We start from the raw sequence: 18360 nt of genomic DNA, 5'->3' as shown, positions 1-18360 counted from the left end.
TGCATAATGACTCATAATCCGCAACCTTGAGTAGAGCGCATTTCAGGCCAACGGCGGATAGTCGACACCGGCGAGATAGAGTCCGCAGGAGGGGGCGAGCGCAGCGCATTGCGAGCGGTCGCGTGCAGCCAGAACCTTGCCGACCTTGTTCTCGGGCCAACGCCCCATGCCGACCATTTTCAGGCAACCGACCATGGAGCGGACCTGATGGTGCAAGAACGAGCGAGCATGGGCATAGACCACGATCTCGGCGCCCTCGCGCCGGCAATCGAGCCGGTCGAGCGTGCGCAGCGGGCTGTTGGCCTGGCATTCGGCAGCCCGGAAGGTGGTGAAGTCGTGATGGCCGAGCAGAGCCTTGGCGGCGCGGTCCATCGCCTCATGGTCGAGCCGAACCGGAACATGCCAGACACGGCCGGCATCCAGCGCCGGCTGCGCCCTGCGGTCGAGGATGCGATAGATGTAATAGCGACGCAGCGCCGAGATCCGGGCATCGAACGTGTCGGGCACCGCCTCGGCGCTGAGCACCGCGACCGACAGGCGCTTCAGTCTGGCATTGCTGGCGTCGCGCACCACGTCGGTGCGCCATTGCTTGTCGAGATCGACATGGGCGACCTGATGTGTGGCATGGACACCGGCATCGGTGCGCCCTGCGCAATGCAGACGCACGGGGTGGCCACAGAAGGCCTCGACCGCCTCCTCGACACTCTGCTGGACGGAAGGGCCGTTGAGCTGGCGCTGCCAGCCCGAGAACGGCGTGCCGTCATATTCGATGACGAGCTTGTAGCGCGGCATCAGACTCGCTCCACCAGGGAGACTGCACCTTTGTCGGTCGTCCCGGCCGAAGCGAAGCGGAGAGCCGGGACCCATGCCTGAACCGCTCCGGCATGGATCCCGGGTCGAGCTGAGCTCGCCCGGGATGACGGCGTGAAATGAGAGCGCTGCAACACGCTAGAGCTTCGCGCCGGCCGAGAGCCGGGCGCCGCGCAGGAACTCGCCGCCGCTCATCGGGGCGCGGCCGGCGCGCTGGACCTGCAGCAGCTTCACCGCGCCGACCTTGCAGGCGACGGTGCCCTCGTCGTCGAGCAGCGTGCCGGGCTCGGCCGCACCGCCGGCACGTGCCGTGCGCAGCAGCTTGAGGCGCTCAGGCCCCTTGCCGAGGTCGACTTCGACGAAGGCGCCCGGAAAGGGCGATAGGCCGCGCACCAGATCGTGCACCTGCTGTGCCGGCCTGGTCCAGCTCAGCCGCGCCTCGTCATTGCCGATCTTGCTGGCATAGGTGACGCCGTCCTGCGCCTGCGGCGTGAAGCGCAGGCCCCCGCGTCCGAGCGCCGCCAGCGCCCTCACCATCAGGTCGGCACCGAGCACGGAAAGCCGGTCATGCATGTCGCCGGCAGTGGCATCGCTGTCGATGGCGAGCCGCTCGACCATGCCGACCGGGCCGGTGTCGAGCCCCTCCTCCATCTTCATCACGCAGACGCCGGTCTCGGCGTCGCCGGCCATGATCGCGCGCTGGATCGGGGCAGCGCCGCGCCAGCGCGGCAGGAGCGAGGCGTGCAGGTTCAGGCAGCCGAGCTCGGGCACTTCGAGGATAGCCTTGGGCAGGATCAGCCCATAGGCCACGACGACCGCGACATCGGCGTCATGCGAGGCCATGATCTCGGCGGCCTCGGCGTTCCGCAGCGTCTTCGGCGTGAACACCGGGATGCCGAAGCGCTCGGCGGTGCACTGCACCGGCGACGGCTTCAGCTCCATGCCGCGCCCGGCCGGAGCCGGGGGGCGCGTATAGACGGAAACGACCTCGTGGCCCTGGCCGATGATCTCGGTCAGGGTGGGCACGGCGAAGTCCGGCGTGCCCATGAAGATGATGCGCAGGCTCATGTGATTTCCCGGCCGCTCAGGCCGCACTCTCCCGGCGGGCGGCCTTGGCGAAGCGCTTGGTTACACGCTCACGCTTCAGGCGCGACAGGTAGTCGATGAAGAGCACGCCGTTGAGATGGTCGATCTCGTGCTGGAGGCAGGTGGCGAGGAGGCCGTCAGCCTCGATCTCCTGCATCGCCCCGTCGAGATCCATATAGCGCACCTTCACGCGCGCCGGCCGCTCGACCTCCTCGTAATATTCGGGGATCGACAGGCAGCCTTCCTCATAGACGTTCTTCTCCTCCGAGCTCCAGGTGACCTCGGGATTGACGAAGACCATCGGGGTCTTCGGCGTCTCCTCGTCGTCCTCGCTCTTCTTCGAGACATCGATGGTGACGAGGCGGACCGGCTTTCCGATCTGGATCGCGGCAAGGCCGATGCCGGGCGCGTCGTACATCGTCTCCAGCATGTCCTCGGCGAGCTTGCGGATCTCGGGCGTGACCGAAGCGACGGGGGCCGAGACCAGCCTGAGCTGACTGTCGGGCAGGATGACGAGGGGGCGAATGGCCATGGAGCGCTCTGCAGCAAATGTCTTGAGATTGAGGCGACATAAGCACTTGTGCAGGAGCGGTCAAACTGTTCCGCTTTCGTTCGCATTAGTGTAGGCTCGTTCCATGAACCAGATCGCCTTCGTCCTGCTCGAACGGCCCGTCAGCTGGGCGGACGCTGCCTTCGGCTTTGCCGGCCTCACCCTGCTCCTGCTCGCGCTGGCGCTGCTCTCCGCCTGGCGCGGCGGGCACAGGCACGCGGCGGAAGCGGCCGCCGCAGCCGAGCGGGCGCGCGAGATGGACGACAAGGTCGCCGAGATGAACCGGATGCAGTCCGAGCTGACCGGCCGGATGCAGACCATGGCCGAGATCCTCTCGACCCGGCAGGGCGATCTCGCCCGCCTCGTGGCCGACCGGATCGACGGCCTGCGCCAGCAGGTCGGCGCCGGGCTGGAGCAGAATGTCCGCCAGACCAATGAGAGCCTCGGCAAGCTGCAGGAGCGCCTCGCGGTGATCGACAGCGCCCAGAAGAACCTCACGGAGCTGACCGGCGAGGTGGTGACGCTGAAGGACGTGCTGGCCAACAAGCAGGCGCGCGGCGCCTACGGCCAGGGCCGCATGGAGGCGATCATCCGCGACGGGCTGCCCGCTGCATTCTTCTCGTTCCAGCCCATGCTCTCCAATAGCCGCCGGCCCGACTGCCTGGTGACCCTGCCCGGCGACGGCCGCGGCCTCGTCATCGACGCCAAGTTTCCGCTGGAGAGCTTCACCCTGCTGCGCGAAGCACGCGGCGAGGAGGCGAAGAAGCAGGCAGCAGCGCGGGTGCGCGGCGATGTCGGCCAGCACATCAAGGACATTGCCGAGCGCTATTTCCTGCCCGGCGAGACGCAGGACGTGGCGCTGCTCTTCGTGCCGTCGGAGGCGATCCATGCCGATCTGCACGAGCATTTCGAGGACGTGATCCAGAAGGCCAGCCGGGCCCGCGTGATGATCGTCTCGCCCTCGCTGCTGGCGCTGGCGATCCAGCTGATGCAGTCGCTGGTCCGCGATGCCCGCATGCGCGAAGAGGCTCGGGTGATCCAGTCCGAGGTCGGCAAGCTGCTCGACGATGTCCGCCGGCTCGGCGAGCGAGTCGACAAGCTCGACGTGCATTTCCGCCAGGCGCAGGAGGATGTCGGCCTGATCAAGACCTCGGCCGGCAAGGTCACCGGCCGCGCGGAAAGGATCGGCGCGCTCGAGTTCGACGACGGTCCGGGCAGCCAGCCGGCACTGCCCTTCGCGAGGGAAAACCGGCTCAAGGCGGCAGAATAAACCCGGGCCGCCATCTGCAGATCACATTCCGGCGTAGCCTGCGCGCCCTACCCGCTGCGCAGGAGACCGCCAGACGTGCTCGTCCAGATCGGAACGCTCATCGCCGCGACGAGCCTCGTCCAGCTCGCCAACGGCTTCTTCAACACCTTTCTGTCCCTGCGGCTGACCACCGAGAATTTCGGCCCGACGCTGACCGGCATCGTGCTTAGCGCCTATTTCATCGGCTTCTCGATCGGCGCCGTCGGCAGCGGCGCCATCATCCAGCGCATCGGGCATATTCGCGCCTATGCCGCCTTCGCCGGCATGGTCGTCGTCGGAACGGCCGGGATGGCGCTCTTCGTCTCGCCACTCGGCTGGATCCTGTGCCGGATGGCGATCGGCATCGGCTGCGTCGGCCTGTTCATCACCACGGAAAGCTGGCTGAACGCCAAGGCGCCGGCGGACCAGCGCGGCCGGATCTTCTCGATCTACATGGTCGGCACCTTCCTGGCGCTGGCGATGGGCCAGCTGCTGATCGGAAAGCTGCCGATCGCCTCGTTGACCCCGTTCTTCATCATCATCGCATTGTTCGCGCTGGCGCTGATGATGGTGAGCGCGACGCGCGCGGAGGCTCCGGCCCTCTCGCCCGAAGCCTCCCTGCCCTATGGCGAGCTGACCCGGCAGGCGCCGGTCTCGGTGATCGGCTGCATCGTCTCGGGCATCGTGACCAGCGCCTTCTACGCACTGGTGCCGGCCTGGATGGCGCGCAACGACATTCCCCAGGGAACGATCGCCCTGTTCATGCTGGTCGCGGTGCTCGGCGGCTTCGCCTTCCAGGTCCCGGTCGGCAAGGTCTCCGACCGCGGCGACCGGCGGGTCGTGCTCGCCGGACTGGCGATCGGCTTCGCCGTCGCGGCCATCCTGATCCAGCTCGTGCCGCCGAGGCTCGTCTTCGTGCTGCCGATCGCGGCATTGCTCGGCGGCTTCATGTCGACGCTCTACCCGGTCTGCGTCGCCCATGCGCTCGACCGCATGCCTCAGGACCGGGTCGTGGCGGTGAGCGGCCGGCTGATCCTGGTCAGCGGCATCGGCTCGGCGCTGGGCCCGATCCTCGGCGCCCAGGTGATGGGACAGCTCGACATCAACGGGCTGCTCTATTTCATGGCCGCCGCGGCGATCGCCCTGGCTGCGGTCGCAGGCCTGCGGATCAGGCACCGCGCGCCGCCGGAGCAGATGGCGGAGCGGCCCTTCGCGATCATCGACCCGCTGGCGGCGCCGATCTCGCAGGAGCCGGAAGCGACGGACGCGGACGGAACGCCGCGCCCGCTCCCCGCCTGAGCCGGTGGCTCAGGCCGTCTGCAGGGTCGCCGACAGCTCCGGCTTGACGTTCAGCGTCTGGAAGACGACGCAATAGCGTTCGGTCAGCTTGAGCAGGCTGTCGAGCTTCTCCTGCGGAGCGTCGGTCTCGACATCGAAGAACAGGCGGATCGCCTTGAAGCCGACGGCGGCGTCTTTGGCGACGCCGAGCGTGCCGCGGAAATCGAGGTCGCCCTCGGCGCGGACGACCCCCTTCTTGAGTTCGATCTCGAGCGCGGTCGCGACCGCCTTCAGGGTGACGCCGGCACAGGCGACCAGCGCCTCGAGCAGCATGTCGCCGGAGCAGAGCTCGGCACCCGAGCCGCCGGTCGCCGGGTGCAGGCCGGCGAGCGCGATGGCGCGGCCGGTCTCGACCTTGCAGGCGATGTGCTGGTCGTCGAGTTCGCCCTTGGCCTTGAGGGTGATCACGGCGGCGTCGGGCGCCTCGCGATACTTGTCCTTGAGCGGAGCCTGGAGGGCGCGCAGCGCGGTGACGTCCATGATGGCTTATCCTCGATCGATCGAAACGGATGCCGGCAGGGTTTACCGCATCGGGCGCAAAAGTGGATGCGGTTTTCGGTAGGGGCGTTGCCCGCCTCGCGACCTTGTCAGGCAGCGACTTCCGCGACTTCCAACTGCGCTGCGCCCAGCTCTTTTTCCAGAGAACGGCGCAGTTCGCGGCGCAGGGCGACGAAACCGACCGAACGGGCATCGCGCGGGTACGGCAGGAGATTGTCGAGCCTGAAGGCGAGCGGCCCCGGCGTCTGCGGCAGCACGAGGATACGGTCGGCGAGACGAACGGCCTCCTCGACGGAGCTCGTGGCGATCGCAACCGCCGGCCGCCCCTGCCTGCAGAGTTCGGAGAGCGAGCCGGCGAGAGCGTCCTGCGCCTCATCGTCCAGCCCTGCGAAAGGCGCGTCGACCAGCAGCAGCTTCGGGCGCAGCAGCGACAGCCGTGCGATCGCGAGAGCTTGGAGCTCGGCCGACGACAAGGTGCCCGGGCGCCGGTCCTTGAACGCGCCGAGGCCTGCCCTGACCAGCGCGTTGGCGATCAGCCCCTCACGGGCGAAAGGCGTCGCACCGGGGAGAGCGAAGGCGAGGTTCTCGGAGAGGTTGAGCCAGGGAAAGAAGCTCGGCCTCGCACCGAGCAGGCCAAGCTCGGCCGTCGGCACCGGGTCGGCAGCGGCTGCGAGCCCGGCAAGGGCCCTCAGCAACGCGCTCCGGCCACCAGCCGGCCCGCCGAGCAGCGCAACGACCTGCCCGGGCGCCGGGCGCAGCGCGGCGGCGTCGAAACCAGCAGCGAAAAGCGTTGGATCATTGGGACAGATGGACATCGGACGCTTCCTTCCAGATCAGGCGAAGGGAAGCGCCGGCGGCTGAGGCCACCATCTCGTCTCCCACGCTTTAGCGGCATTTATTTCGCGCCCGCAAGCTGAGGCTCAAATCGGCGCGTATCCTTTAATAAGGTTCTTTCGTCCGTTTTGTCAAACGCAAGGACCCTGCCTCACCACCACATCCCCGCGCTCTCGGCAGCCTTGTGCTGCTGGGGCTGGTCGTCGCGCAGCGAACGGTCGAGCGTGCGCAGCACCTCGCGCTTGCTCGCCTCGAAGGCCGGCGAGAGCCGGTCTCGCGGCCGGGTCTGTGGGTTCTCCAGCTCGTCGAAGACGCGGCCCGGCCTCGGCTGCATCACCATGATCCGGTCGGCCAGCGTCACCGCCTCCTCGACGTCATGGGTGACCATCACAACCGTCGGCCGGCTTTCCTCCCAGAGCGCCAGGAGGTGCTCATGCAGGCTGGTGCGGGTGGTGGCGTCGAGCGCCGAGAACGGCTCGTCCATCAGCAGGAGCTTCGGACGGGTGATCAGCGCCCGCGCGATGGCGACGCGCTGCTGCTGGCCGCCGGAGAGCTCGCGCGGCCAGCGCCTGTCGTAACCGCCAAGGCCGACGCGTTCGAGCGCATGGCCGACGAGGCGCTGGCGTTCGCCGGCCGCGAGGTCCGACAGGCCGAAGCCGACATTGTCGGCGACGCTGAGCCAGGGGAAGAGCCGCGGTTCCTGGAAGATCACCCCGACATCGGCGCGCGGCTCGGTGATCGCCTTGCCGTCCAGCACGATCCGGCCCTCGCTCGCTCGGTCGAGCCCGGCGACGAGGCGCAGCAGAGTGGTCTTGCCGCAGCCGGAGCCGCCGACGAGGGCAAGGATTTCGCCCGCCGCCACCTCGGCTGTGATGCCCGCAAGCGCCCTTGTGCCATCGGCATAGGTCTTGGAGAGGTTGTCGAAGGTCAGCATCGCCCCTCCCCTTCAGAGCTTGTCGCGCGCCGTGTCCTGCCAGCGCAGGAACGGCCGGGCGAGCGCGACGAGTACGCCGTCCGCGAGCTTGCCGAGCACGGCGAAGGAGATGATTGCGGCTATGATGGTCGCCGGCCGGCCGAGCTGCTGACCGTCGACCAGGAGATAACCGAGACCTTCGCTCGCTCCCATGATCTCGGCGGCGACGACGAACATGAAGCCGAGGCCGAGACCGCCGCGCAGCGCCGTGAACCAGTCCGGCAGGATCGCGGGCAGCAGCACGCGCCGGACCATGGCGAGCCGGCTGAGGCGAAAGACACGCCCGACCTCGACGATCTTGCGGTCGATCGAGAGGATCGCGGCGGCGACGCCGAGATAGATCGGGAAGAAGACGCCGACCGCGATCAGCGCCACCTTCGACGCCTCGAAGATGCCGAACCAGAGGATGAAGAGCGGCACCCAGGCGATCGAGGGGATGGCACGCAGCGCCTGCAAGGTCGGATCGAGCAGGCTGCGCGCCACGGGCAAGGCGCCCGTCAGCGCCCCCAGCACGGTGCCGGCGACCGCGCCGATGCCGAACCCGGCCAGCACGCGCCAGAGCGTCGCGGCGGCGTGCGTGGCAAGCTCGCCGCTGCGCGCGAGTTCCCATAGCGTCGCGCCGACGACGCTCGGCGGCGGCATCAATCGGCCATTGGCGAGGCCGGTCCTGACCAGCAGTTCCCAGATCACGGCGAGCACGACCGGCAGCACCAGCCCGGCGAGCCGCAGCTGCGCCCTGCCCGCCCGTTTTGCCGGGGGAGCCTCAGACGCCGCTGCCGCCGTTCCGATCTCGATCGCGCTCATCGCCGCCCGGTCACGCCGCTCAGTTGGTGGCGGCGAAGCGCCGGTCGAGCAGCGCGTCGACCGCCGCCTTCACATCGGTGCTCGCGGGCAGCACCCCGGCCTGCTGCAAGGCGAGGCCGGCAGCGAGGATCGTCTCGGCCTGGGCCGGCCCGATATTGCTGTGGGTCAGTTCGGTGCGGGTGAGCTGGCGCTCGATCACCGCGTCCGAAAGCTTGGTCGCTTCGACCAGCGCCTTCTTGACCTCACCCGGATTGGCGAGGGCGATGGCGCGCGCCTCCTCATAGGCCTTCAGCACCTTGCGGACGAGATCCGGGTTCTTTTCGGCGAACTCCTCGCGGACGTTGAGCACGCCCCAGGTGTTGTCCGCCGCCTTGCGGTGGAAGAGCTTGGCACCGCTCTCGACCTCGGCAGCCGCCATAAGCGGGTCGAGCCCCGCCCAGGCCTCGACGTCGCCGCGCTCGAGCGCGAGGCGACCATCGGCATGCTGCAGCAGGACGAGTTTGACGTCCTTCTCGGTCAGGCCGGCGTCGGCGAGCGAACGCACCAGAAAGATGTGCGGATCAGTGCCGCGGGTGACGGCGACGCGCTTGCCCTTGAGGTCGGCGACCTTGGCGATCTCGCTCTTGGCGCCGGTGACCAGCGCCGTCCATTCCGGCCGCGAATAGACATAGACCGACTTGATCGGATTGCCGTTGATCTTGCCGATCAGCGCGGCGGCGCCGGCCGTGGAACCGAAATCGAGCGAGCCGGCATTGAGGAATTCGAGCGCCTTGTTGGAGCCGGCGGAGAAGACCCAGCGCACCTTGATGCCGTCGGCTTCCAGCGCCTTCTCGAGGATGCCGCGCTCCTTCAGGACGAGGCCGACCGGATTATAGGTCGCGTAGTCGATGCGGATTTCCTTCGGCGCCTGGGCCAAAGCGGTGCCGGCGGTGATGCTGAGAGCGGCGAAGCCGGCAAGCACAGCGCGGCGGCTCGGAAGCAGAGTCCGGATCATGGCGTTTCCCTTTCGTCACATGGCTGCGAAGGGATCGGAGGCCTTTGCCGGGCCTCCCGCGCCCCACGCTTTAGCTGCACTTGTTTCGCGCCCGCAAGCTGGTGGCTCAAATCGGCGCGTATCCGGTTTTTAGGTTCACGCGTTCTGTTTGTCAAACAATCCTTCTCAGAATCGGCTTACTGAATTTCCACATCAAAATCATGTTTAATAAGAATTTCAGCCATGGCCGCCATCGTGCTAGGGATCGTTCCCGACCCCTACGCCGCGAAAGCGCAGCCGTGCCGCCAGCGAACGACAAGCCTGCCCTAAAACTGGCCGAGCTGATCGAGGATCCGGCTGCGGCCGTCGCAAGGCTGGCACGACAAACCCGCGGCGGAAGCGATGCGTTGCGTGCCGAACTCGTCGCCGTGCTGCGCGACGCGCTCGAGGACGGCCGCGCCTCGGCCAAGGACCTCCTCGCCCGCACCCGTAACGGTCTTGCCTGCGCCAAGCGGCTCTCAGCCGCGATGGATGCCGTCGTCGCCAGCCTACATGCTGCGGCGACCCGGCATTTCTATCCCGTCCAGAACCCCTCCTCCGGCGAACGCATGGCGGTCGTCGCCGTCGGCGGCTATGGCCGCGGCACGCTGGCCCCCGGCTCGGATGTCGACCTCTTGTTCCTCTTCCCGGACAAGCAGACCGCCTGGGGCGAGAGCGTGGTCGAGGCCGTGCTCTATCCGCTCTGGGACCTGAAGCTGAAGGTCGGCCACTCCGTCCGCTCGATCGAGGACTGCATTCGCGAAGCCCGCGGCGACATGACGATCCGCACAGCGCTGCTGGAATCCCGCCTCGTCGCCGGCGATGCCGCGCTGTTCAAGGAAATGCAGCGGCGCTATGGCGCCGAAGTCGTCGAGGGCACGGCGCCCGCCTTCACCGAGGCCAAGCTCGCCGAGCGCGAGACGCGGGTGATGCGGGCCGGCACCTCGCGCTATCTGGTCGAGCCCAACGTCAAGGACGGCAAGGGCGGCTTGCGCGACCTCAATACGCTGTTTTGGATCGCCAAATACGCCTATCGCGTCGACGATCCCGCTGATCTCGTCGAGGCCGGCCTGTTCGACGCAAGAGAGCTGGCGATCTTCCAGCGCGCCGAGGAGTTCCTCTGGCGGGTGCGCTGCTGGATGCATTTCATCACCGGCCGGGCCGAGGAGCGCCTGTCCTTCGACCTGCAGCGTCAGGTGGCGGCGGCGATCGGCTATGCCGGCCGCAACGGCCAGGCGCCGGTCGAGCGCTTCATGAAGGCTTATTTCCTCACGGCCAAGGATGTCGGCGACCTCACCGCGATCGTCTGCGCCGCACTGGAGGCGCGCCAGCAGAAGCCGCGCGCCACGCTGACGCGGCTTCTGGGCTCGCTGACCAAGCGCAAGCGCGTGCGGGCGCTGGGCCATCCCGATTTCACGCTGAAGGGCCAGCGCCTCGCAGTCGTCGACGACGACGCCTTCAAGCGCGACCCGGTCAACCTGCTGCGGCTCTACGAGATCGCCAGCCGCGACGACCTCGCGATCCACCCCGACACCAGTCGGCTGGTGACGCAGTCGCTCCGCCTGGTGACGGCCCAGTTGCGCCATGATCGCGAGGCCAACCGGATTTTCCTGGAGATCCTCACCTCGCGCCGCTCGCCCGAGGCCGTGCTGCGGCGCATGAACGAATCCGGCCTGCTCGGCCGCTTCATCCCTGATTTCGGCCGCGTCGTCGCGATGATGCAGTTCAACATGTATCATCACTACACGGTCGACGAGCATCTGATCCGCTCGATCGGTATCCTCGCCGAGATCGATGCCGGAGCGCTCGAAGCCGAGCATCCGCTGGCCAATTCGATCTTCGCCTCGATCGCCAACCGGCGCGCCCTCTATGTGGCGCTGTTCCTGCACGACATCGCCAAGGGCCGGCCGGAGGACCATTCGGTCGCCGGTGCGCGCATCGCCCGCAAGCTCTGCCGGCGCTTCGGCCTGAGCGAGGCGCAGACCGAAACCGTGGTCTGGCTGATCGAAAACCATCTGGTGATGTCGACGATCGCCCAGAGCCGCGATCTCGGCGACCCCAAGACGATCGAGAGCTTCGCCGCGATCGTGCAGTCTCTGGAACGGCTGAAGCTGCTGCTCGTGCTCACCGTCGCCGACATCAAGGCGGTCGGCCCCGGCGTCTGGAACGGCTGGAAGGGCCAGCTCTTGCGCACGCTCTATTACGAGACCGAGGTCGTGCTCGCCGGCGGCCATTCGGCCATCGAGCGCAAGGCAAGGGTCGAGCTGAAGCAGGACGCGCTCGCGGAAAAGCTCTCCGACTGGCCGCGGGATGCCGTTCAAGCTTATCTCGCCCGGCACTATCCGGCCTACTGGCTCAAGGTCGAGCTCGACCGGCAGGAGCAGCATGCGCGCTTCCTGCACGCCGCCGAGGCGGCCGGGCGCACCACGGCGACCAAGGTCGAGACCGACAGCTTCCGCAGCGTGACCGAGCTCACCATCCTGGCGCCGGACCATCCCCGCCTGCTCGCCATCGTCACCGGCGCCTGCGCGGCCGCCGGCGGCAACATCGTGGACGCCCAGATCTTCACCACCAGCGACGGCCTCGTGCTCGACACGATCTTCGTCTCGCGCGCCTTCGAGCGCGACGACGACGAGCTGCGCCGGGCCGAGCGCATTGCGGCTGCGATCGAGCGCGCCCTCAAGGGCGAGATCAAGATCGCCGACCTTGTGGCGCAGCGCCGCGCCCCGCCGCCGCGCGGCCAGACCTTCCAGGTCGCGCCCGAGGTCATCATCGACAACGTGCTCTCGACCCGGCACACCGTGCTCGAGGTCTCCGGCCTCGACCGACCGGGTCTGCTCTACGATCTCACCACCGCGATCTCGAAGCTCAATCTCAACATCGCCTCGGCCCATATCGCCACTTTCGGCGAGAAGGCGGTCGACGTCTTCTACGTGACCGACCTCACAGGAGCGAAGATCACCACGACCGCGCGCCAGCTGATCATCCGTCAGGCGCTGCTCGCCGTGTTCAGCTTCGAGCACGACAAAGCCCAGTCGGCGCGGGGCAAAGCGCCAGCCCGAGCTTGATTTCGGGCGACCGAAATCCGATATCGGCCTCGAAACAGGTGCGGGACCCGCTTCCGCCCCTGACAGTTTGCATGACCGGAGTTTGATGACGCGATGACGCAGAACCCTGCGATGGACGATCCCAAGCCCGAGACGGAAGCCCAGATCGAGACCGAGGGCCAGACGCCCGACGCCCTCGCCGCCGCCGAGGCCGAACGCGACGACCTCAAGGACAAGCTGCTGCGCACGCTCGCTGAAATGGAGAACCTGCGCCGCCGCACCGAGCGCGAGATCGCCGACGCCAAGGCCTATGCCGTGACCAGCTTCGCCCGCGACATGCTGGGCTCGGCCGACAATCTCCGCCGCGCCATCGAGAGCGTGCCGGCAACGGCCGAGGCTGCCGCCGACAGCGCCTTGAAGTCGGTCGTCGAGGGCGTGGAGCTGACCGAGCGCGAACTGCTCAAGACGCTGGAGCGCCATGGCGTGCGGCGCATCGAGCCGCATGGCGAGAAGTTCGACCCGAACCTGCATCAGGCCATGTTCGAGGCGCCCGACGAGAGCATCGCCAAGGGCTTGGTCTCGAAGGTGGTACAGACCGGCTACAAGATCGGCGAGCGCGTGCTGCGGCCGGCGCTGGTCGGTGTCTCGGCCGGCAGCGCGAAGCCTGCGGCGAACGGCGCCCAGGCTCCCGAGGCCGGCGACAAGCCTGCCGGAAACTAAGAACGGCGCGAGGGCGCGCGACGTCGCCCGCCCTCGCCTTGCTCAATCTTCTTGGCCGAGCCGTCGCGCCTCAGACCGGCGGCTTCGTCACTCGGCGCAGCGTCAGGTTGATCCGCCCGCTCTGCGGCATCGGACACCCCGATCGTCGAAACGGATCGGAGCGCCTAGTATAGCATGCTGTGTGCACGAGCTCCTGCTTGGTCGCACCGTACTTAAGTAAAGCAAAATCACTTCGTCATCATTTTCTTTGGCAGAATCTTTTTCTTTAACTTCTCATCTCGAATAAGAACCTCAATATTTCTTAAAACAAAACTCTCTGACGCAAAATAAAACGGCATCTTCACCTTTGGTGTTGGCCGAGGCGAATCACCTCGCCATTTTATAAATCGAGAATTTTTATCTTTACGCTTTCCCCGTTTAAACAACTCACCATATCTTCTTGGCGTAATGCCATGAAAATGGAAAAATCTAACCGCTGGAAACTTTGAATATTTACCTCTACCAACACCCTCGATCTTGATAGAATCGTTGTGCAGGACTGCGGCTAGGCTCTTAGGGTACGGCTCCAGAAAGCAAACCTCGCGTATCCCACTTGCAACAATGTGCTTTGCACACAAATGACATGGGAAAGTCGTTGAAAATAAGAAAGCGTTCGCGACAGGACGGCCCAACCGAGCAGCATCCGTCAGCGCGCACATTTCGGCATGGACGATCCTTCCATATTCCAACGCACCCATAAGGGCGCTATCTTCAATTCTTTTCTTACGATCCGCAGAAATGCTATCAAATTTTATGTCTAAAATTTCTAACATTTCCTTTAAAACATCGTCTTTATGCTTATCGTTGGAATCTATTTTACGCCTATATTCACGATCATCGTACTCCCCATCCTCCCAATAAGTACCTCCCCCAGCCTTTGGCACTTCATTTGAACCAAGGGCTATGATTTCAGAGTTTGAAGACAGAATTGCAGCCCCGACCTGTCGAGAAAGGTCTATAGTCCGAAGCGCTGCAGCCTGTGCAAGAAACATTCCGTATTCAATTTTTGTGGGAGAAACATCGTTCGCGCCAAATATTAATTCAACACAACGTTGAACCTGTCGATCAACACTCGTATCAGTGTCTTCATTTATAATAAGATCAGCCTCGTGGAATATTTTTGAGATTCTCTGACCGTGCTCATCTAGAATCTCATTTTCATCGATACATACCAGCTCCTCCGCAGCAGAGCGGTACACTCCGACATCGCCGTTTCCGTCGGCGCTCGCAAACTGAGCCGCAAGGTTATCAACCCTAGCCGATCGTCGATTATAAACAGAAACCTGGAAAAATAAGCGACCATAAACATTTCTAAGAAGCTCAATTTCCTCCGGTCTCTTAAACTGAAAAATAATATAAGCTTGCTTCTGCGGTATACTATTTCTAAATTTCCTTATTCTTCTGATACAAATTTCAGCAACAGTCAGTTCAGATAAAATTGCGTTTCTTCCAAAATCACGCCTTAATTGATTTCCGTATTCAATGTATGTCTTATATCTCTTATATTCTAGCTCTTGAACCAATTCGACTTTAGGCGGAATATTATCTTTAAGTTTCTGAAAAAAATCGGAAACTTTTATCAGCTCAACTTGATAATCAAGAATCTTTAGATGCTTCTCCAAGGCAGAGATAGATGATTCCAAATTGGCTCCGATAGGCGCAACAAAAGCAAAAATCAGCTCTGGAAATAAAAGATTGCCTTCATCGTCCACAGTCCGAGACTTCACGATTCGTTAATCCCCTGTTAGCAATGATTCTTCAGGGAGGAAGGCGTCATGCAGGTCCATACAATTCGACGAGATGACCGCCACGAACTTGAGCAGCAGTATCAAAAACTTACAACGATGTATGAAGATGCTACCCAAGCTTGGGTGGAACGATTGATTCGTTCATATCAAATTCACTCCCCGCTCCCCGCTACTCCAAACGCTAGCCGATCAAGAACTAGGCAGCAACGGTCACTCGACGTAACGTCAGATTGATCCGCCCGCTCTGCGGCAACAGGCTCGACGAACCGGCGAGGATGCGGTCGATGCCGTGATAGGCCAGCCTCGCCTCGCCGCCGAAGACGAGCGCATCGCCCGAGGCCAGTTTCAGCGAAATCGTCTTGCCGCCACGCACCGTGCCGCCAATGCGGAAAACGGCGGTGTCGCCAAGCGAGAGCGACAGGACGGGAGCGGCGAACTCCTCCTCGTCACGGTCCTGGTGCAGGCCCATCTTCGCGGTCGGCTCGTAAAAATTGATCAGGCAGGCCTGCGGCGGATGCCGATAGCGCGCGAGCTCCTCCCAGGCGCGCAGCAGCCGCAAAGGCATGGCCGGCCAGGGCTCCCCGGTTTCGGGATGGCTGGGCTGGTAGCGATAGCCGCCCTCGTCAGAGACCCAGCCGAGCTCGCCGCAATTCGTCATCCTGACCGAGAAGGGCTTGCCGGTCTTGGGCATGCGCGGGGTAAAGAACGGCGCCTGCCGCGCGACCTCGCGCAGCTCGGCGACCAGCGCCGCCTGCTCGGCCGGATCGAGGTAACCCGGCCAATGGGTGACACCGGGGGCGACCGCGAGCGCGGTCATGGTGGCTCTGGCTCCCCCCGGGAATTAGCCCTCATCCTGAGGAGCGCCGCAGGCGCGTCTCGAAGGATGGTCCAGCTGTCTCCGGAACCTCCTGAAGCATCCTTCGAGACGCCGCTGACGCGGCTCCTCAGGATGAGGGCTGTGGAGGTTTGCAAGACGGACGTTCAGAGCTTGTCGAGGCCGAGCACGTCGGCCATCGAATAGAGCCCGGGCTTGCGGCCGCGGCCCCAGAGCGCCGCCTTGACCGCCCCCTGTGCGAACAGGCTGCGATCCTCGGCGATATGGGCGAGTTCGAGGCGCTCGCCGGCACCGGCGAAGATCACCTTGTGATCGCCGACGACGGTGCCGCCGCGCAAAGCGGTGAAGCCGATAGCCCCGGCCGGGCGAGCCCCGACCTGGCCGTCGCGCACCGCGACGCGGGCCTGGGCGAGATCGACGCCGCGGCCTTCCGCCGCCGCCTCGCCGAGGAGGACCGCCGTGCCAGAGGGCGCGTCGACCTTCATGCGGTGATGCATCTCGGCGATCTCGATGTCCCAGTCGGTGCCGAGCGTCGCAGCGACCTTACGCACCAGCGCCGCCAGGAGATTGACGCCGAGGCTCATATTGCCCGAGCGGATGATCGCGGCATGGCGGGCCGCGGCCTCTAGCCTCGCAAGATGGCCAGGCTCCAGCCCGGTCGTGCCGACGACATGGGTGATGCGGGCCTGGGCGGCGAGGCCGGCAAAGGCGACGGTGGCCTCTGGCGAGGTGAAATCGAGCACGCCCTCAGCCTCGACGAAGGCCGGCAAGGCATCGTCGGTGACGATGACACCGCCGGCGGGCAACCCAGCCAGCACCGCGGCATCCTGGCCGATCGCGGGTGAGCCCGGACGCTCGATCGCGGCGCTGAGCACGCAGCCTTGCGTCTCCGCGACCGCCTTGATCAGCGTGCGGCCCATCCGGCCGGCGGCGCCGACGACGACGAGGCGCATGTCGCTCATGATGAAACGCTCCAGAAATGCCAGGCCACCGCCCAAGCGGGCGACGCGAATGCCTATAAGCCGCTTCGGCCTCGGCCGAAACGAAAAACGGCCGGGCGAACCCGGCCGTTCCGATAAGAGGTGAAGCTGGCCTTACTCGGCCGGCTGGATCGCCGAGACCTGCCACTGGCCGCCGCGCGGACGCACGAAGGTCCAGAGCTCGGTGACCTCGCGCGGGATCGTGGCGTGGCCCTCGACAACGCGGCCGCCTTCGCGCTCGACCAGCGCATTGAGCGAGCTGAAGCGCATTGCGACCGTGGCGTATTCGAGGCCGGCCTCGCGCCAGGACTCGGCGAGATCGCCCTGCAGCAACTTGACGTCGGCGACGCGGTCGACGAGGCCCTTGCTGGCGTTCTCGGCGATGTCCTCGGCAAAATAGCCGGCCATCTCCGGGGTCGCCATCTGGCGCAGCCGCACGACATCCTCGTTCGAATAGGCGATCTGGACGTCGTTGAGCAGACGCTCGAAGCTGCCGTAATCGGCAGGCGCGAGCTCGAACTCGACCGGCTTGGCCGCGGCGGTCGCCGCGCCCATGCCGCCCATCATGCCGCCCACGCGCTGCGCAGCCTGGGGCTGCTGCGGCTCATAGGTCTCGCGGCCGAGCGGCGCGCCGGCAGAGGCGAGCTGCGGCTGCGAGCGGCGACGGAAGAAGCGCAGCGCGAGCCAGATCAGGCCGCCGATCAGCGCAACCTGGAACAGCATGCCGAGCATGCCGGCAAGGCCGCCGAAGCCGGCGCCCGAGAGCAGGCCGAACAGGCCGGCGCCGAGCAGACCAGCGCCGATGCCCATCATCATGTTGCGGGCGAAAGACGGACGCGCCGCCTGGGCGGCGGCGGCAGCGCCGGGGGCGGCCGCCGAAGCGCTGGGCGCAGGGGTCGCGGTACGCTGCATCGGCGCAGCGCCGGTCGGCGCCGTCTGGGTCGGCGCTACCTGCTGCGTGGTGCGCGAACCGCGGCTGCCAAAGCCCTTGCCACCGCCGGGCCGAGCCTCGGCCAGGACGGGAACGAGCAGCAGCGCACCAGCCACAAGGGCGACGGCCCGGCCACGCCGGGCAAGCGAAATCAAAGACATGGTCCCTCCCGGGGCCGGATTGGCCCTCTTCGCGCAAATATGGAGGGGTCGTACGACTTTCGCAAGGTGAGAGCCCTGCCGGAAAGCGCAGTTTCCGCGCGCCGCGGCCGGTTTGGGCCGCGAGCGCGCCGTGCTATGCTTTCGGCTTCGTTACGCCTCGACAGCGAACGAAAGGAGCAGGCCATGATCCGGATCATTCGGAGGCTGCACCGCACCGGCGCGACGGCATCACGCCTCGCCGCGCCTCTCGCGACATCGCTGCTGCTCTTGACGCTCCAGGCGCCACTCCTGCCGGCGCAAGCGCAGGAGCATGCCGAGGCGCTCGACCAGCCGCGGCTGGCCCAGGCGCCCGAGCCCTATTGCTTCTGCTGGAGCGACGGCAAGAAGATTGCGGAGGGCGCGACCGCCTGCATCCGCACCACCAAGGGGCGACGCCTCGCCCTGTGCGGCCGGGTCATCAACATGATGTCCTGGGAGGTCAGCGAGAACCCCTGCCCCGAGAGCTGAGCACCACATCACGGCAGCGCGTCGCGAAGGCCGAGCGCCGCCCATGTGCAGGCCCCGGAAAAGGAAAAGCGTCGCCGGATTCTTCCGGCGACGCTCCCCTAACCGTCTTTATGGTCTTTCGACTTCAGACTGACTTTTGTCAGAACGCTCCGACCACGATCGCCAGAACCAGCAAAAAAGCCGCTCCCATGGCCAACCG

17 protein-coding genes are annotated in these 18360 nt (G+C 65.6%); 5 read left to right on the top strand and 12 right to left on the bottom strand.

The window, feature by feature from the left end:
* Positions 1-42: 42 nt before the first annotated feature.
* The 3 genes from truA to def form a co-directional block, all read right to left on the bottom strand.
* Complete coding sequence (gene truA, locus AC1REK_RS00600) at positions 43-792, bottom strand: tRNA pseudouridine(38-40) synthase TruA (protein ID WP_492267565.1); 750 nt, start codon at positions 790-792, stop codon at positions 43-45.
* 156 nt (positions 793-948) lie between these two features.
* Positions 949-1878 (bottom strand): methionyl-tRNA formyltransferase, encoded by a 930-nt coding sequence (gene fmt / locus AC1REK_RS00595; protein ID WP_492267566.1) that lies wholly within the window; start codon positions 1876-1878, stop codon positions 949-951.
* A 16-nt stretch (positions 1879-1894) separates the two neighbouring features.
* Positions 1895-2428 (bottom strand): peptide deformylase, encoded by a 534-nt coding sequence (gene def / locus AC1REK_RS00590; RefSeq protein ID WP_492267567.1) that lies wholly within the window; start codon positions 2426-2428, stop codon positions 1895-1897.
* A gap of 103 nt (positions 2429-2531) precedes the next feature.
* On the opposite strand from def, the gene AC1REK_RS00585 reads away from it, so the two are divergent.
* Both AC1REK_RS00585 and AC1REK_RS00580 read left to right on the top strand, forming a co-directional pair.
* Entirely contained in the window at positions 2532-3716 is a 1185-nt protein-coding gene (locus AC1REK_RS00585; RefSeq protein WP_492267568.1) for a DNA recombination protein RmuC, read from the top strand.
* A gap of 75 nt (positions 3717-3791) precedes the next feature.
* The gene (locus AC1REK_RS00580) at positions 3792-5033 is read left to right on the top strand and encodes an MFS transporter (protein ID WP_316016558.1); all 1242 of its coding nucleotides are present in this window, start codon (positions 3792-3794) and stop codon (positions 5031-5033) included.
* 9 nt (positions 5034-5042) lie between these two features.
* Here the strand turns inward: AC1REK_RS00580 and AC1REK_RS00575 are convergent, their stop codons facing one another.
* The 5 genes from AC1REK_RS00575 to AC1REK_RS00555 form a co-directional block, all read right to left on the bottom strand.
* Positions 5043-5552 carry an OsmC family protein gene (locus tag AC1REK_RS00575; protein ID WP_316016557.1) on the bottom strand — a complete coding sequence of 170 codons (510 nt, stop codon included), beginning with the start codon at positions 5550-5552 and terminating at the stop codon, positions 5043-5045.
* Between the two features lie 107 nt (positions 5553-5659).
* Positions 5660-6385, bottom strand: coding sequence for an ATP-binding cassette domain-containing protein (locus tag AC1REK_RS00570; RefSeq protein WP_492267569.1), 726 nt, complete (start codon positions 6383-6385; stop codon positions 5660-5662).
* 170 nt (positions 6386-6555) lie between these two features.
* Positions 6556-7338 (bottom strand): ABC transporter ATP-binding protein, encoded by a 783-nt coding sequence (locus tag AC1REK_RS00565; RefSeq protein WP_492267570.1) that lies wholly within the window; start codon positions 7336-7338, stop codon positions 6556-6558.
* Positions 7339-7350: 12 nt separating this feature from the next.
* Complete coding sequence (locus tag AC1REK_RS00560) at positions 7351-8181, bottom strand: ABC transporter permease (RefSeq protein ID WP_492267571.1); 831 nt, start codon at positions 8179-8181, stop codon at positions 7351-7353.
* Between the two features lie 19 nt (positions 8182-8200).
* Positions 8201-9175, bottom strand: coding sequence for an aliphatic sulfonate ABC transporter substrate-binding protein (locus AC1REK_RS00555; protein WP_492267572.1), 975 nt, complete (start codon positions 9173-9175; stop codon positions 8201-8203).
* Between the two features lie 323 nt (positions 9176-9498).
* Between AC1REK_RS00555 and AC1REK_RS00550 the strand changes: the two genes are divergently transcribed.
* Together AC1REK_RS00550 and grpE are read left to right on the top strand one after the other, a co-directional pair.
* Entirely contained in the window at positions 9499-12261 is a 2763-nt protein-coding gene (locus tag AC1REK_RS00550) for a [protein-PII] uridylyltransferase (RefSeq protein WP_492267677.1), read from the top strand.
* Positions 12262-12354: 93 nt separating this feature from the next.
* Positions 12355-12960: a nucleotide exchange factor GrpE gene (gene grpE / locus AC1REK_RS00545; RefSeq protein ID WP_492267573.1), complete on the top strand. Its 606-nt coding sequence runs from the start codon at positions 12355-12357 to the stop codon at positions 12958-12960.
* Between the two features lie 227 nt (positions 12961-13187).
* On the opposite strand, the gene AC1REK_RS00540 is transcribed toward grpE, so the two are convergent.
* The 4 genes from AC1REK_RS00540 to AC1REK_RS00525 form a co-directional block, all read right to left on the bottom strand.
* Positions 13188-14711 (bottom strand): anti-phage dCTP deaminase, encoded by a 1524-nt coding sequence (locus tag AC1REK_RS00540; protein ID WP_492273774.1) that lies wholly within the window; start codon positions 14709-14711, stop codon positions 13188-13190.
* Between the two features lie 232 nt (positions 14712-14943).
* Entirely contained in the window at positions 14944-15564 is a 621-nt protein-coding gene (locus AC1REK_RS00535; protein WP_492267575.1) for an alpha-ketoglutarate-dependent dioxygenase AlkB family protein, read from the bottom strand.
* 164 nt (positions 15565-15728) lie between these two features.
* Complete coding sequence (gene dapB, locus AC1REK_RS00530; RefSeq protein ID WP_316016717.1) at positions 15729-16535, bottom strand: 4-hydroxy-tetrahydrodipicolinate reductase; 807 nt, start codon at positions 16533-16535, stop codon at positions 15729-15731.
* Between the two features lie 141 nt (positions 16536-16676).
* Positions 16677-17654 carry a TIM44-like domain-containing protein gene (locus AC1REK_RS00525; RefSeq protein ID WP_492267576.1) on the bottom strand — a complete coding sequence of 326 codons (978 nt, stop codon included), beginning with the start codon at positions 17652-17654 and terminating at the stop codon, positions 16677-16679.
* A 183-nt stretch (positions 17655-17837) separates the two neighbouring features.
* Between AC1REK_RS00525 and AC1REK_RS00520 the strand changes: the two genes are divergently transcribed.
* Entirely contained in the window at positions 17838-18161 is a 324-nt protein-coding gene (locus tag AC1REK_RS00520) for a hypothetical protein (protein ID WP_492267577.1), read from the top strand.
* The last annotated feature ends 199 nt before the right edge of the window (positions 18162-18360 follow it).

The sequence above is a fragment of the Allobosea sp. GW823-FHT02B03 genome, assembly GCF_058797755.1.
Note: the sequence above shows the minus strand (reverse complement) of the source record. Positions and strands in the feature narration are given on the sequence as shown.

Bases quoted from the DNA above. Each gene is read 5' to 3' on its own strand.
- truA (WP_492267565.1), bottom strand. From the start codon at position 792: ATGCCGCGCTACAAGCTCGTCATCGAATATGACGGCACGCCGTTCTCG.
- fmt (WP_492267566.1), bottom strand. From the start codon at position 1,878: ATGAGCCTGCGCATCATCTTCATGGGCACGCCGGACTTCGCCGTGCCC.
- def (WP_492267567.1), bottom strand. From the start codon at position 2,428: ATGGCCATTCGCCCCCTCGTCATCCTGCCCGACAGTCAGCTCAGGCTG.
- AC1REK_RS00585 (WP_492267568.1), top strand. From the start codon at position 2,532: ATGAACCAGATCGCCTTCGTCCTGCTCGAACGGCCCGTCAGCTGGGCG.
- AC1REK_RS00575 (WP_316016557.1), bottom strand. From the start codon at position 5,552: ATGGACGTCACCGCGCTGCGCGCCCTCCAGGCTCCGCTCAAGGACAAG.
- AC1REK_RS00570 (WP_492267569.1), bottom strand. From the start codon at position 6,385: ATGTCCATCTGTCCCAATGATCCAACGCTTTTCGCTGCTGGTTTCGAC.
- AC1REK_RS00565 (WP_492267570.1), bottom strand. From the start codon at position 7,338: ATGCTGACCTTCGACAACCTCTCCAAGACCTATGCCGATGGCACAAGG.
- AC1REK_RS00560 (WP_492267571.1), bottom strand. From the start codon at position 8,181: ATGAGCGCGATCGAGATCGGAACGGCGGCAGCGGCGTCTGAGGCTCCC.
- AC1REK_RS00555 (WP_492267572.1), bottom strand. From the start codon at position 9,175: ATGATCCGGACTCTGCTTCCGAGCCGCCGCGCTGTGCTTGCCGGCTTC.
- grpE (WP_492267573.1), top strand. From the start codon at position 12,355: ATGACGCAGAACCCTGCGATGGACGATCCCAAGCCCGAGACGGAAGCC.
- AC1REK_RS00535 (WP_492267575.1), bottom strand. From the start codon at position 15,564: ATGACCGCGCTCGCGGTCGCCCCCGGTGTCACCCATTGGCCGGGTTAC.
- dapB (WP_316016717.1), bottom strand. From the start codon at position 16,535: ATGCGCCTCGTCGTCGTCGGCGCCGCCGGCCGGATGGGCCGCACGCTG.
- AC1REK_RS00525 (WP_492267576.1), bottom strand. From the start codon at position 17,654: ATGTCTTTGATTTCGCTTGCCCGGCGTGGCCGGGCCGTCGCCCTTGTG.
- AC1REK_RS00520 (WP_492267577.1), top strand. From the start codon at position 17,838: ATGATCCGGATCATTCGGAGGCTGCACCGCACCGGCGCGACGGCATCA.